Below are 13,307 nucleotides of genomic sequence, written 5' to 3'. Positions count from 1 at the left end.
CTTGCAGGAGAACGGCCATGAGCACTGTGATCGACGACCATGGCCACGCCAGTGACCATGCCCACGGCCCCGCCAAGGGTTTGATGCGCTGGGTGCTGACCACCAACCACAAGGACATCGGCACGATGTACCTGTGGTTCGCCTTCACCATGTTCCTGCTCGGCGGTTCGTTCGCCATGGTGATCCGCGCCGAGTTGTTCCAGCCCGGCCTGCAGATCGTCGAGCCGGCGTTCTTCAACCAGATGACCACCATGCACGGCCTGATCATGGTGTTCGGCGCGGTGATGCCAGCGTTCGTCGGCCTGGCCAACTGGATGATTCCGCTGATGATCGGCGCGCCGGACATGGCCCTGCCGCGCATGAACAACTTCAGTTTCTGGCTGTTGCCGGCGGCGTTCCTGTTGCTCGTGTCGACCCTGTTCACTCCGGGTGGCGGGCCGAACTTCGGCTGGACCTTCTACGCGCCCCTCTCCACCACCTACGCGCCGGAAAGCGTGACCTTCTTCATCTTCGCGATTCACCTGATGGGTATCAGTTCGATCATGGGCGCGATCAACGTGGTCGCCACCATCCTCAACCTGCGCGCCCCCGGCATGACCCTGATGAAGATGCCGTTGTTTGTCTGGACGTGGCTGATCACTGCCTTTCTGCTGATCGCGGTGATGCCGGTGCTGGCCGGTTGCGTGACCATGATGCTGATGGACATCCACTTCGGCACCAGCTTCTTCAGTGCCGCCGGCGGTGGCGACCCCGTGCTGTTCCAGCATGTGTTCTGGTTCTTCGGCCACCCCGAGGTGTACATCATGATCCTGCCGGCCTTTGGTGCCGTCAGTTCGATCATCCCGACGTTCTCGCGCAAGCCGCTGTTCGGCTATACGTCGATGGTGTACGCCACGGCGAGCATCGCGTTCCTGTCGTTCATCGTGTGGGCGCACCACATGTTCGTGGTCGGCATTCCGCTGGTGGGCGAGTTGTTCTTCATGTACGCCACGCTGCTGATTGCAGTACCGACGGGGGTGAAGGTATTCAACTGGGTCAGCACCATGTGGCAAGGCTCGCTGACCTTCGAGACACCGATGCTGTTTGCCGTGGCCTTCGTGATCCTGTTCACCATCGGCGGCTTTTCCGGGCTGATGCTGGCGATTGCCCCGGCGGACTTCCAATACCACGACACCTATTTCGTGGTGGCGCACTTCCATTACGTACTGGTGCCCGGTGCGATCTTCGGCATCTTCGCCTCGGCCTACTACTGGCTGCCGAAATGGACCGGCCACATGTACGACGAAACCCTCGGCAAGCTGCACTTCTGGCTGTCCTTCATCGGCATGAACATGGCGTTTTTCCCGATGCACTTCGTCGGGCTGGCTGGCATGCCGCGCCGTGTGCCGGACTACAACCTGCAGTTTGCCGACTTCAACATGGTCTCCTCGATCGGCGCCTTCATGTTTGGCGCCACGCAGATCTTCTTCCTGTTCATCGTGATCAAGTGCATCCGTGGTGGCCCGCCCGCGCCGGCCAAGCCCTGGGATGGCGCGGAAGGCCTGGAGTGGAGCATCCCCTCGCCTGCGCCCTACCACACCTTCACGACGCCGCCGGAGGTCAAGTGAACAGCTTGGCGCAGGCTGCCAGGGTCTCCCGTGGGAGCTGGCTTGCCTGCAATGAGGGCCTGACAGTTGATGGATTGGGTGACTGGTACACCGCTATCGCAGGCAAGCCAGCTCCTACAGAAAAGCCAAGAGCGGGTGATCGTCATGCTTGAGTCGATCCCCACCAGGCGCCTGGTCACCCGCCTGCTGATCCTGGTGGTGGCGATGTTCGGCTTCGGCTTTGCGCTGGTGCCGATCTACGACGTGATGTGCAAGGCGTTCGGTATCAACGGCAAGACCGCCGGGCAGTACGAGGGCGAGCAGGTCGTCGACGCCACGCGGCAGGTGCGGGTGCAGTTCCTGTCGACCAATGCCATCGACATGGTCTGGGAATTTCATTCCAAGGCCGATGAGGTGGTGGTCAATCCGGGGGCCGTCACCGAAATGCTGTTCGTGGCCTACAACCCTACCGACAAAGCGATGACCGCCCAGGCTGTACCGAGCATTTCCCCGGCCGAAGCGGCGATGTACTTCCACAAGACCGAATGCTTTTGCTTCACCCAGCAAGTGCTGCAGCCAGGCCAGCGCATCGAAATGCCGGTGCGTTTCATTGTCGACCGCGACATGCCCAAGGATGTGAAGCATTTGACCCTGGCGTACACGCTGTTTGATATCACTGCGCGCCAACCGCCGGTGGCTGTCCATAGCGGCGGCTAGCTACTGTTTGCCCGCTCAATCAGGAGAGCGAATACATGTCGACTCATGATACGTACTACGTACCAGCGCAAAGCAAATGGCCAATAATTGCTACCCTGGGCATGCTCATCACGGTGTACGGCCTGGCTGTGTGGTTCAACGACCTGAAGGCGGCGCGCCCGGAGTCCCATGGCCCGTGGATCTTCTTCGTCGGTGGCCTGCTGCTGGCCTACATGTTGTTCGGCTGGTTCGGCGCGGTGATCAAGGAAAGCCGCGCCGGTTTGTACAGCCCGCAGATGGACCGCTCGTTTCGATGGGGCATGACCTGGTTCATCTTTTCCGAGGTGATGTTCTTTGTCGCGTTCTTCGGTGCGCTGTTTTACGTGCGGCACATGTCCGGTCCCTGGTTGGGCGGCGAAGGGCACAAGGGCATCGCGCACATGCTGTGGCCGAACTTCGAGTTCACCTGGCCGCTGCTCAACAACCCTGACCCGAAAATGTACCCCGCACCGGAGGGCACCATCAGCCCGTGGGGCCTGCCGCTGGTCAACACGATCTTGCTGGTCAGCTCCAGCGTGACCATCACCCTGGCCCACCATGCCTTGCGCAAAGGCCATCGCGGCGCGCTGAAAATCTGGCTGGCGCTGACGGTGCTGCTGGGCTGGGCGTTCCTGGGCTTCCAGGCCGAGGAGTACATGCATGCCTACAAAGAGCTCGGCCTGACACTGGGTTCGGGTGTGTACGGCGCGACGTTCTTCATGCTCACCGGCTTTCACGGCGCCCACGTGACCATCGGCACAATCATTCTGTTTGTGATGCTGATGCGCATCCTGCGCGGGCATTTCAATGCCGAGCACCAGTTTGGTTTCGAGGCCGCCAGTTGGTACTGGCACTTTGTGGATGTGGTGTGGATCGGGCTGTTTTTCTTCGTCTACGTGCTGTAGCGCGCCTTACCACGGTGCATGCGATACCAGCTGGCCGCTGAAAAAGCCCCAGGCGATCAGCCCCACGGTGATCGCGGCCAGCACCACACGCACAGTCAAGGCAGTGACGAGGCGGTTGGAGTTGCCCTCGTCCTTGACCAGAAAGAACAAGCCACTGAACAGGCTCACGACAGTCGCGATCAGCATCAGGGCAATGATGGCTTTGAGCATGGTCTGGCTCCAATGGGATGGGCGGGCAATGAAAACAAGTATAGCCAGCGCCATGAAACGCTTTCGCCCAGGGCTCGCACCGACATTGGTGGTGCTCGTGTTGCTGCCGTTGATGGTGGGCCTGGGGTTCTGGCAGCTGTCTCGCGGGCATGAAAAACAGCTGCTGGTGGACAGTTATGCCGAGCGGCGGGTGGCCGATCCCGTCAACAGCACACAACTGAGTGAGATGGCTGATCCGGCTTTCCGCCGGGTCCGTCTGCGCGGGCAATTCGACGCCGAACACAGCGTGTTGCTGGACAACCGCATGCGCGATGGCAAGGCCGGCGTAGAGCTGCTGCAACCCTTCCACGACCAGGCCAGCGGCCTGTGGTTATTGCTCAATCGTGGCTGGCTGCCCTGGCCCGACCGGCGCACCCCGCCGGTGTTCACCACACCTGAACAGCCGGTGAATCTCGACGCCTGGGTGTACGTCGCACCGGGTGAAACCTTCCAGTTGCACGCCGACCCGACGAGCGCGCAATGGCCGCGCTTGCTGACCGCCCTGCACCCCGACGCGCTGTGGGCTGAGCTTGGGCGTAGCGGTTTTGCCTACGAGCTGCGCGCCGAAGCTGGCCCTGGTACGTACGAAATCAGCTGGCCCATCGTAGCCATGGGCCCGGAAAAGCACCTGGCCTACGCGGTGCAGTGGTTCGCCATGGCATTGGCGCTGCTGGCCCTTTACCTCTACCTCGGATGGCACAACACAAAGGAGAAGCACCATGGGAGCGGCCATGAATCCACTCAACATGTCTGAACCGCTCAATCGGCGTAAAGGCCGCTGGCAGCTGATCCTGATCCTGATGATGGTGATCGGCCCGATGGCGCTGGCCACCTTCATGTACAAGCTGCAGTTCTGGGTGCCGGACAACCGCAGTTACCACGGCGAACTGATCGGCAACGGCCAGACCCGCGCCGATATCGGCGTGCAGGCGGATGAAGAGCGCTGGCAACTGCTGGTCACGGCGCCCACGGCCTGCGCCGCCGATTGCCAGCAACTGGTGTACCTGGCGCGCCAGCTGCAAATCAGCCTCGGCCGGGATGCATCGCGCGCCAGCCACGCCTTGGCCAGCGCGCAGCCGGTGAGCACCGACTACGAGGCCAAGCTCAAGGCTGAATATCCACAACTGCAGCGCTACTCGCTGGACCTGTCGACCTTCACCAAGGACGCCGCCGCGCCGGGCGATGCGCAACTGTGGATCGTCGACCCGCACGGCAACCTGGTGCTGCGCTACGACGCCAAGGTCAAGGGCAAGGACTTGCTCAACGATCTGCGCCATCTGCTGAAACTGTCGAATATCGGATAAGGGCATCGTCATGGCCAAGCCTGGATTTCGCCTCGCGTTGTTTGCCACCCTGCTGGCGCTGATTGTAGTACTGCTCGGCGCGTATACGCGCCTGACCCACGCCGGTCTCGGTTGCCCGGACTGGCCGGGTTGCTACGGCTTTATCAGCGTGCCCAAGACCGAGGCCCAGCTGGCGCATGCCGAGCTGCATTTCCCGGACACGCCGGTGGAGGCGGACAAAGGCTGGGCCGAGATGACTCATCGCTACTTCGCCGGTACCCTGGGCCTGCTGATCGTGCTGCTGGCGGCGCGTTCGTGGAGTCATCGACGTGATCCTGGCCAGCCGGTGAAGCTGCCGTTGTTTGTTTTGGCGGTGGTGTTCGCGCAGGCGGCCTTTGGCATGTGGACGGTGACGTTGAAGCTGTGGCCCCAGGTGGTCACGGGGCATTTGCTGGGCGGTTTCGCGACCTTGAGCCTGTTGTTCCTGCTGACCCTGCGCCTGTCTGGAGTGCTGCCCGCGTTGATCGTGCCCAAGCGCCTGCAATATTGGGCGACGGCTGGCCTGGTGCTGGTGATCGGCCAGATCGCCCTGGGCGGCTGGGTCAGTTCCAACTACGCGGCGGTGGCCTGTATCGATTTGCCTACCTGCCACGGCCAGTGGTGGCCGGCGGCGGACTTCGCCAATGGTTTCCACCTGACCCAGCACATCGGCCCCAATTATCTCGGCGGCCAGCTCGACAGCGACGCGCGAACCGCCATCCATCTCACCCATCGCATCGGCGCGGTGTTGGTCACCCTGGTGTTGCTGGGGCTGGCCTGGCAGCTGCGCGCGGTGGGCATGACGCGGCTCGCGGGCCTGTTGTTGATTGCCCTGGCGGCGCAGATCGGCCTGGGCCTGAGCAATGTGTATTTCCATCTGCCGCTGCCGGTAGCCGTCGGCCATAACGCCGGGGGCGCGGCGTTGCTGCTGACCCTGGTGCTGGTCAATTACCACGCGCGTACCAGCCTGGTACGGGTGCGCAACCAGCTGCCGTTCGGCTGGCGGTTTATCCCGCGCAAACAGGTGTCAGGCCTGATCACCCTTAAAGGAGAGATGCCATGGCGACCTTGATTGGCGCGCGTCACGGCCAGGCGATCTGGCGTGACTACCTGGAGCTGACCAAGCCGAAAGTGGTGGTGTTGATGCTCATCACCTCGCTGGTGGGGATGTTCCTCGCCACTCGCGCCGGCGTGCCGTGGGCGGTGCTGATTTTCGGCAACCTGGGTATTGCCCTGTGTGCCGGCGGCGCGGCGGCGGTCAACCATGTAGTGGATCGGCGCATTGATGCGGTGATGGCGCGCACGCACAAACGGCCGATGGCCGAAGGGCGGGTATCGCCGCTGGCGGCGCTGGCTTTTGCAGGGTTTCTGGCGGTTGCGGGCCTGGCCTTGCTGCTGGCGTTCACCAACCCGCTGGCCGCCTGGCTGACGCTGGCTTCCCTGCTCGGCTATGCGGTGATCTACACCGGCTTTCTCAAGCGCGCGACGCCGCAGAATATCGTCATCGGCGGTTTGGCGGGTGCCGCGCCGCCGTTGCTGGGTTGGGTCGCCGTCACCGGCCATATCAGCGCCGAACCCCTCCTGCTGGTGTTGATCATCTTCGCCTGGACCCCGCCGCATTTCTGGGCCCTGGCCATCCACCGCAAGGAGGAATATGCCAAGGCCGATATTCCGATGCTGCCGGTCACCCACGGCGAGCACTACACCAAGGTGCATATCCTGCTCTACACCTTCGTCCTGCTGGCGGTGAGCCTGATGCCCTACGTCATCCACATGAGCGGCCTGCTGTACCTGGCCTGTGCATTGGTTTTGGGCGGACGCTTTCTGCAATGGGCCTGGGTGCTGTACCGTGGCGCTCAGCCGCACGCGGCGATCAACACGTTCAAGTACTCTATCGCGTACTTGTTCCTTCTGTTTATCGCCCTGCTCGTAGACCACTACTTACTGTTGAACCTATGACTCGAACTCAAAAAACCGTCTTTATCCTGGTGGCCATCGTCGCGTTGATCATGGGCCTGACCGTCAACAAAGTGCTCTCGGGCAAAGGCCAGGGCGACCCGACCGCGCTGATCGACGCCGGTATCATCCTGCTGCCGCAGAGCCGTCAGCTGCCGCCGGTGAGCATGACCAACCAGGACGGCCAGCCGGTGGTGGTCAATGAGTTGAAGGGCAAGTGGAGCCTGCTGTTCTTCGGCTACACCTTCTGTCCGGACATCTGCCCTACCACCCTCGCCCAGCTGCGCCAGATCAAGAGCGAGCTGCCCAAGGAGGCGGTGGATAAGCTGCAGGTGATCCTGGTCAGCGTCGACCCGAACCGCGATACCCCGGCCCAGCTCAAGCAGTACCTGGGTTACTTCGATCCGCAGTTCGAAGGCCTGACCGGCGCGAATGTGGACGATGTGCAGAAGGTCTCGAATGCCGTGAGCATCCCGTTTATCCCGGCCGATACCAGCAAGCCCAACTACACCGTCGACCACAGCGGCAACCTCGCGCTGATCGGTCCTGACGGCACACAGCGTGGATTTATCCGCGCACCGTTGAACAACCAGAAGCTGGTGGCGCAATTGCCAGGATTGTTGAAGCGTCCATAAGCCCGGCGCTTCTACCCCGCGGCCTTGTAGAAACCCTGATCTGCGGGCAACCCAAAAACAAATGTGGGAGCGGGCTTGCCCGCGAAAGCATCGGTTCAGTCACTGATCAGTCGACTGACACTGCACTTTTCGCGAGCAAGCCCGCTCCCACATTTTTTGCTCTTCGGTGTTTCGAATCAGAACGCCGGCAGGATCGCGCCTTTGTACTTCTCGAGGATGAAGGCTTTCACTTCAGGCGTGTGCAGGGCTGCAACCAGCTTCTTCACGGCGTCCGAGTCTTTGTTGTCTTCGCGGGTCACCAGGATGTTCACGTAAGGCGAGTCATTGCCTTCGATCACCAGCGCATCCTTGGACGGATCCAGCTTGGCTTCCAGCGCGTAGTTGGTGTTGATCAGCGCCAGGTCGACCTGGGTCAGCACGCGCGGCAGGGTGGCGGCTTCCAGTTCGCGGAATTTCAGGTTTTTCGGGTTGGCGGTGATGTCCTTGATGGTCGACAGGATGTTGGTCGGGTCCTTCAGGGTGATCAGGTTGTGCTTGGCCAGCAGCAACAGCGCACGGCCACCATTGGTGGCGTCGTTCGGGATCACGACGTTGGCGCCGCTTGGCAGGTCTTCCAGCTTCTTGTACTTGCTCGAGTAGGCGCCCAGGGGCTCCAGGTGCACCGCGCCGACGCTCACCAGGTGAGTGCCCTTGGCCTTGTTGAACTCATCCAGATACGGCTGGTGTTGGAAGAAGTTGGCATCCAGGCGCTTCTCGGCCACCTGTACGTTGGGCTGCACGTAGTCGGTGAAGACTTTGACCTGCAGGTCCACGCCTTCTTTGGCGAGGGCAGGCTTCACGAATTCGAGGATTTCCGCGTGCGGCACCGGCGACGCGGCGACCGTGATGGTCTCGGCGGCGTGGGCGGAAAACGCGGCAACGGCGGCGAAAGCAACCAGTAGTTTTTTCATCCAACAAGCTCCTTGTTCGGACATCTGCCGGCAGTTGGCCGGCAATGGCCGTTATTTTCGAGAAAAGTGCACCACCAGCTTGTCGCCGACGGTTTGCAGAATTTGCACCAGCACCAACAGCATCACCACGGTGACCACCATCACATCGGTCTGGAAACGCTGGTAACCGAAGCGGATCGCCAGGTCGCCCAGGCCACCGGCACCGACCACGCCGGCCATCGCCGTGTAGGAAACCAGTGTAATCGCCGTCACCGTGATCGCCGCGAAAATGCCCGGGCGGGCTTCAGGCAACAGGGCGTTGGTGATGATCTGGCGGGTGCTGGCGCCCATGGACTGAGTGGCTTCGATGATGCCGCGGTCCACTTCACGCAAGGCCGTTTCCACCAGGCGCGCAAAGAACGGCGTCGCGCCCACTACCAATGGCGGAATGGCGCCTGCCACGCCCAGCGAAGTCCCGGTGATCAGCACGGTGAACGGGATCATCACGATCAGCAGGATGATGAACGGCAGCGAACGCAGAATGTTCACGATCAGCGACAGCAGTGCGTACAGCCCTTTCTGCTCGAACAGTTGGCGCGGGCTGGTCAGGAACAACAGCACGCCCAGCGGCAGGCCCAGCACGACGGTAAAGAACAGCGAACCGAACAGCATGGTCATGGTGTCGCCGGTGGCCAGCCAGATTTCGGACCAGTCGATATTGGCGAAGAAACTCAACAGGACTTCCATTAGCGCAGGACCTCCATGTGGACGTCAGCGGCGGTGAAGCGCGCAAACGCGGCTTCCATATCGCCACCCGTGACGGCGAGGGTCAGTTGCCCGTAGGGGATGTCTTTGATGCGGTCGATACGCCCGGCGAGAATGCTGTAGTCCACACCCGTTTCGCGGGCGACGGTACCCAGCAGCGGCGCGTAGGTCGCTTCGCCCTGGAAGGTCAGGCGCACGATGCGCCCTGGCACGTGAGCGAAGTCATCACGCTGCTCGCCTTCGTCGACCTGCTCGGACTCCTGCACGAAACGCTTGGTGGTCGGGTGCTTGGGGTGCAGGAACACATCGGCGACCGAGCCCTGCTCGACGATCACGCCGGCGTCCATCACGGCGACCTGGTCGCATACGCGGCGGATCACATCCATTTCGTGGGTGATCAGCACGATGGTCAGCTTCAGTTCGCGGTTGATCTCGGCCAGCAATTGCAGCACCGAGGCGGTGGTTTGCGGGTCGAGGGCGCTGGTGGCTTCGTCGCACAGCAGGATCTTGGGTTTGGTCGCCAGGGCGCGGGCAATGCCGACGCGTTGCTTCTGTCCGCCGGACAACTGCGCCGGGTACTTCTTGGCGTGATCCGACAGGCCTACGCGGGCGAGGAGTTCGGCCACGCGCTGGTCGATTTCCTTGCGCGACAATTCGCCGGCCAGGGTCAGCGGCAGCGCCACGTTGTCGGCAACGGTCTTGGACGCCAGCAGGTTGAAGTGCTGGAAAATCATCCCGACCTGCTGACGGAAACGGCGCAGGCCGTTGGCGTCCAGTGCAGTGACTTCTTCACCGTCGACATTGATCTGACCGCCGCTGGGCTGTTCCAGGCGATTGATCAGACGCAGCAAAGTACTTTTTCCCGCACCCGAGTGACCAATCAGGCCAAACACCTGGCCGTTTTCGACGCGCAGGCTGGTGGGGTGCAGGGCGGGGATTTCCTTACCGGCGACGCGGTAGGTTTTATGGACGTTATGAAACTCGATCACGTAGCGAACCTTGTGGGGCGCATGGAAAAGGGATCAGCGGTTAGCCGGGCGCGCATTTTAGCCTGTCCGTATAGCGTTTCTTAGCATTTATTTCGCATTCAACCAGTGATTTGGCAATAACGCGATCAAAGGTCATAAAAAAGGAACGGTACAAAACCGTGTCAGTCACTACTTAAGCAACTCGATTTCCCAGGTGCCGTGCCTGGGGTTTTGCTCAAACGAGCCGGGGACCGCTCTGGCCACTTTGAATAAGGAGTTTTGTCTGATGAGTACCAAGAAGCCAGCCACCCCGCCGAAGAGTGAACTTGCCGGCACCGATACCCTGGACCGTGGCAACACCAACGCCAAGCTGCAGGCCCTGGAGGAATTCCGCTCCGATGCGACCGGCCAGGCCCTGCGTACCAACCAAGGCGTGAAGATTTCCGACAACCAGAACACCCTGAAAGTCGGCTCCCGTGGCCCGTCGCTGCTGGAAGACTTCATCATGCGTGAAAAAATCACGCACTTTGACCATGAGCGCATCCCGGAGCGTATCGTGCATGCCCGCGGTACTGGCGCGCATGGTTATTTCCAGACCTATGAAAACCATTCAGCGCTGAGCAAGGCCGGCTTTCTGCGCAACCCCGAGCATAAAACCCCGGTGTTTGTGCGCTTCTCCACCGTGCAGGGCCCGCGTGGTTCCGGCGATACGGTGCGCGACGTGCGCGGTTTTGCAGTGAAGTTCTTCACCGACGAAGGCAACTTCGACCTGGTGGGCAACAACATGCCGGTCTTTTTCATTCAGGACGCGATCAAGTTTCCCGACTTCGTCCACGCGGTAAAACCTGAGCCGCACAATGAAATTCCAACCGGCGGCTCGGCCCACGATACGTTCTGGGACTTTGTCTCGCTGCAGCCGGAATCGGCGCATATGGTGCTGTGGGCAATGTCCGACCGCGCCATTCCAAAAAGCCTGCGCGCGATGCAGGGGTTCGGCATTCACACCTTCCGGTTGATCAACACCGAAGGTAAGTCGAGTTTCGTGAAATTCCACTGGCATCCAAAAGTCGGCACCTGCTCCCTGGTGTGGGACGAAGCGCAAAAGCTTGCCGGTAAAGATACCGATTACCACCGTCGCGACCTGTGGGAAGCGATTGAAAGCGGCGACTACCCTGAGTGGGAGTTGGGCGTGCAGATCGTCGCCGAAGAGGACGAGCACAAGTTCGATTTCGACCTGCTCGATCCGACCAAGATCATCCCCGAAGAGCTGGTGCCGATTACGCCGTTGGGCAAGATGGTGCTTAACCGCAACCCGGACAACTTCTTCGCCGAAGTCGAGCAGGTTGCGTTCTGCCCGGGCCATATCGTGCCGGGTATCGACTTCACCAACGACCCGTTGCTGCAAGGTCGTCTGTTTTCCTACACGGATACGCAGATCAGCCGTCTCGGTGGCCCGAACTTTCATGAGTTGCCGATCAATCGGCCGGTGGTGCCTTTCCACAACGGTCAGCGCGACGCCCAGCACCGCACGGTGATCGACAAGGGGCGCGCGGCCTACGAGCCCAATTCCATTGACGGCGGTTGGCCGAAGGAAACCCCTCCTGCCGCCCAGGACGGTGGGTTCGAGACCTATTACGAGCGCGTCGATGCCAACAAGGTGCGTGAGCGCAGTGAGTCGTTCGGCGATCACTTCTCCCAGGCCACGCTGTTTTTCCACAGCATGAGCCACCACGAGAAAGAGCACATCATTGCGGCCTACAGCTTCGAATTGGGCAAGGTTGAGCGCGAGTTTATCCGTGCCCGTCAGGTGAACGAGATCCTGGCCAACATCGATCTGGAACTGGCCAAGCGCGTTGCGCAGAACCTGGGCCTGCCGGCGCCGACCAAAGGCACCGTGCCGCCACGCAAGTCGTCGTTGAAGGAGTCGCCGGCGTTGAGCCAGGTGAACCTGCTGTCGGGCGATATCAAGACGCGCAAAGTCGCGATTCTGGCCGCCAACGGCGTGGATGGCGTGGCGATTGCCGCGTTGAAGAAGGCGTTGGAAGCCGAGGGTGCCCACGCCAAGTTGCTGGGGCCGACTTCGGCACCGGTGACAACCGCCGATGGCAAGAGCTTGAAGGTCGATGCGTCGATGGAAGGCATGCCGTCCATCGCGTTTGACGCGGTGTTTGTGCCAGGGGGTGCCAAGTCGGTGCAGGCATTGAGCGGCGACGGTGTGGCGCTGCACTTCCTGTTGGAGGCGTACAAGCACCTGAAGGCGATCACGGTCGCCAATGACGCCAAGCCATTGCTGGATCTGCTGAAGCTGGAGGTGGATGCGGGCTTGATCGTGGGGTCGGATGCGAAAGCGTTCAAGGCCTTCTTTGCGGCGATTGCGCAGCACCGGGTTTGGGATCGCGAGCCGAAGGCCAAGGCGATTCCGGCTTAAACGCTTGATTGACCGTTAGACCGCTATCGCAGGCAAGCCAGCCCCCACATTTTGAATTGTGAATACATTCAAATGTGGGGGCTGGCTTGCCTGCGATGCTTTTATTGCGCCTTGCGCGGAATCAGCACAACCTGCGCCGGAATATTCTTCAGAATCTGCCGGTGGATCTTCAGGTCATACCCCGAATCAATTCGCTTCACCCGTTTGGTCAGCAACGTGGCCAACCACGGGTAATCCTGCGTGCGCGGCGCCTGGATGCTCACGTCGCACTGGTAATTCACCACGTCGGTAGCGATGGCATCGAGTTGATGGCGCAGCGCTTCAATGTCGGTGAGGTTCAACGCGACGGTGGTGCTTTGCGCGGCCGGGTCGATGACCTTGGCGGCAGGCTTGGCTTCGGCGGCCTTGAGGGCGGCCTCGGCTTTGTCCAGCTCGGCTTTGCGCGCATGGGTGATGGCGCTGTTGACGCCGCCGGTCAGGGCCGGCGCCTTGGGCATCAGCGCACGGGCACGGCTCAAGGCAGTGGCGGCGGCGTTGACGTCACCTTTTTGCAGCACGATCTGGCTGCGCTGCAGGTAGGCCTCGGCCAGCTGACGTTGGTAAGTCTCCAGGGCCGGGTCGTTGGGCGACTGGGCCTGCAACGCGGCCAATTGGTCTTCGGCGGTGGCCAGCTCACTGCTGGCCAGGTTTTGCTCCAGCTGTGCGATGGCCGCAGCGCGCGCGTCCGGGGCCTCGGGGGCGGCGGGCGGTGTGCTTTGACAGGCGCCCAGCAGCAGGGAAAATGCGGCAAGGAGCAGATAACGGGAGGTGAACAGCTTCATTCCTGCGA

The 13,307-nt window shown here is 61.4% G+C and carries 14 protein-coding genes; 9 read left to right on the top strand and 5 right to left on the bottom strand.

The genetic code is table 11. The features are described from left to right. Positions 1–17 precede the first annotated feature (17 nt). The 3 genes from ctaD (at position 18) to C9990_RS31135 (ending at position 3,226) form a co-directional block, all read left to right on the top strand. On the top strand, positions 18–1,607 hold the full coding sequence (gene ctaD, locus C9990_RS31145; protein WP_065902781.1) for a cytochrome c oxidase subunit I: 1,590 nt from the start codon (positions 18–20) through the stop codon (positions 1,605–1,607). Between the two features lie 144 nt (positions 1,608–1,751). Further along, positions 1,752–2,303 (top strand): cytochrome c oxidase assembly protein, encoded by a 552-nt coding sequence (locus C9990_RS31140; RefSeq protein WP_106805540.1) that lies wholly within the window; start codon positions 1,752–1,754, stop codon positions 2,301–2,303. A gap of 35 nt (positions 2,304–2,338) precedes the next feature. Next, positions 2,339–3,226: a cytochrome c oxidase subunit 3 gene (locus tag C9990_RS31135; protein WP_065902785.1), complete on the top strand. Its 888-nt coding sequence runs from the start codon at positions 2,339–2,341 to the stop codon at positions 3,224–3,226. Positions 3,227–3,232: 6 nt separating this feature from the next. On the opposite strand, the gene C9990_RS31130 is transcribed toward C9990_RS31135, so the two are convergent. Then, the gene (locus C9990_RS31130) at positions 3,233–3,436 is read right to left on the bottom strand and encodes a twin transmembrane helix small protein (RefSeq protein ID WP_106805539.1); all 204 of its coding nucleotides are present in this window, start codon (positions 3,434–3,436) and stop codon (positions 3,233–3,235) included. A gap of 28 nt (positions 3,437–3,464) precedes the next feature. On the opposite strand from C9990_RS31130, the gene C9990_RS31125 reads away from it, so the two are divergent. From C9990_RS31125 to C9990_RS31105, 5 genes are read left to right on the top strand one after another with little or no spacing between them, the layout of a single operon-like run. Next, positions 3,465–4,229 (top strand): SURF1 family protein, encoded by a 765-nt coding sequence (locus C9990_RS31125; RefSeq protein WP_106805538.1) that lies wholly within the window; start codon positions 3,465–3,467, stop codon positions 4,227–4,229. Then, positions 4,195–4,779, top strand: a complete 585-nt coding sequence (locus C9990_RS31120; protein ID WP_065902789.1) for a hypothetical protein — start codon at positions 4,195–4,197, stop codon at positions 4,777–4,779. The genes C9990_RS31125 and C9990_RS31120 overlap by 35 nt, the downstream gene beginning before the upstream one ends. Positions 4,780–4,789: 10 nt before the next feature. Further along, entirely contained in the window at positions 4,790–5,869 is a 1,080-nt protein-coding gene (locus C9990_RS31115; protein ID WP_065902791.1) for a heme A synthase, read from the top strand. Beyond that, positions 5,857–6,756: a heme o synthase gene (cyoE, locus tag C9990_RS31110; protein WP_106805537.1), complete on the top strand. Its 900-nt coding sequence runs from the start codon at positions 5,857–5,859 to the stop codon at positions 6,754–6,756. The genes C9990_RS31115 and cyoE overlap by 13 nt, the downstream gene beginning before the upstream one ends. Further along, positions 6,753–7,388, top strand: a complete 636-nt coding sequence (locus C9990_RS31105) for an SCO family protein (protein WP_065902795.1) — start codon at positions 6,753–6,755, stop codon at positions 7,386–7,388. Before cyoE ends, C9990_RS31105 begins: the two co-directional genes overlap by 4 nt. 176 nt (positions 7,389–7,564) lie before the next feature. On the opposite strand, the gene C9990_RS31100 is transcribed toward C9990_RS31105, so the two are convergent. The 3 genes from C9990_RS31100 to C9990_RS31090 are packed head-to-tail and all read right to left on the bottom strand — an operon-like array spanning position 7,565 to position 10,071. Continuing rightward, a complete protein-coding gene (locus C9990_RS31100) occupies positions 7,565–8,338 on the bottom strand; it encodes a MetQ/NlpA family ABC transporter substrate-binding protein (RefSeq protein ID WP_065902797.1) in 774 nt (257 codons plus the stop codon). A gap of 51 nt (positions 8,339–8,389) precedes the next feature. Continuing rightward, positions 8,390–9,064, bottom strand: coding sequence for a methionine ABC transporter permease (locus C9990_RS31095; protein ID WP_065902799.1), 675 nt, complete (start codon positions 9,062–9,064; stop codon positions 8,390–8,392). Then, entirely contained in the window at positions 9,064–10,071 is a 1,008-nt protein-coding gene (locus tag C9990_RS31090) for a methionine ABC transporter ATP-binding protein (protein WP_106805536.1), read from the bottom strand. Before C9990_RS31090 ends, C9990_RS31095 begins: the two co-directional genes overlap by 1 nt. Before the next feature lie 244 nt (positions 10,072–10,315). On the opposite strand from C9990_RS31090, the gene katE reads away from it, so the two are divergent. Next, positions 10,316–12,478: a catalase HPII gene (katE, locus tag C9990_RS31085; RefSeq protein WP_256595148.1), complete on the top strand. Its 2,163-nt coding sequence runs from the start codon at positions 10,316–10,318 to the stop codon at positions 12,476–12,478. Positions 12,479–12,579: 101 nt separating this feature from the next. Here katE and C9990_RS31080 read toward each other — a convergent pair whose 3' ends face one another. Further along, a complete protein-coding gene (locus C9990_RS31080; RefSeq protein ID WP_065902805.1) occupies positions 12,580–13,299 on the bottom strand; it encodes a PA5502 family lipoprotein in 720 nt (239 codons plus the stop codon). Between the last annotated feature and the right edge of the window lie 8 nt (positions 13,300–13,307).

The organism is Pseudomonas sp. S5D5 (genome assembly GCF_003013355.1).
Taxonomy (GTDB): domain Bacteria; phylum Pseudomonadota; class Gammaproteobacteria; order Pseudomonadales; family Pseudomonadaceae; genus Aquipseudomonas; species Aquipseudomonas aylmerensis.
Note: the sequence above shows the minus strand (reverse complement) of the source record. Positions and strands in the feature narration are given on the sequence as shown.

Excerpts from the sequence above, each read along its gene's own strand:
- ctaD (WP_065902781.1), top strand. The coding sequence starts at position 18 with ATGAGCACTGTGATCGACGACCATGGCCACGCCAGTGACCATGCCCAC.
- C9990_RS31140 (WP_106805540.1), top strand. The coding sequence starts at position 1,752 with ATGCTTGAGTCGATCCCCACCAGGCGCCTGGTCACCCGCCTGCTGATC.
- C9990_RS31135 (WP_065902785.1), top strand. The coding sequence starts at position 2,339 with ATGTCGACTCATGATACGTACTACGTACCAGCGCAAAGCAAATGGCCA.
- C9990_RS31130 (WP_106805539.1), bottom strand. The coding sequence starts at position 3,436 with ATGCTCAAAGCCATCATTGCCCTGATGCTGATCGCGACTGTCGTGAGC.
- C9990_RS31125 (WP_106805538.1), top strand. The coding sequence starts at position 3,465 with ATGAAAACAAGTATAGCCAGCGCCATGAAACGCTTTCGCCCAGGGCTC.
- C9990_RS31120 (WP_065902789.1), top strand. The coding sequence starts at position 4,195 with ATGGGAGCGGCCATGAATCCACTCAACATGTCTGAACCGCTCAATCGG.
- C9990_RS31115 (WP_065902791.1), top strand. The coding sequence starts at position 4,790 with ATGGCCAAGCCTGGATTTCGCCTCGCGTTGTTTGCCACCCTGCTGGCG.
- cyoE (WP_106805537.1), top strand. The coding sequence starts at position 5,857 with ATGGCGACCTTGATTGGCGCGCGTCACGGCCAGGCGATCTGGCGTGAC.
- C9990_RS31105 (WP_065902795.1), top strand. The coding sequence starts at position 6,753 with ATGACTCGAACTCAAAAAACCGTCTTTATCCTGGTGGCCATCGTCGCG.
- C9990_RS31100 (WP_065902797.1), bottom strand. The coding sequence starts at position 8,338 with ATGAAAAAACTACTGGTTGCTTTCGCCGCCGTTGCCGCGTTTTCCGCC.
- C9990_RS31095 (WP_065902799.1), bottom strand. The coding sequence starts at position 9,064 with ATGGAAGTCCTGTTGAGTTTCTTCGCCAATATCGACTGGTCCGAAATC.
- C9990_RS31080 (WP_065902805.1), bottom strand. The coding sequence starts at position 13,299 with ATGAAGCTGTTCACCTCCCGTTATCTGCTCCTTGCCGCATTTTCCCTG.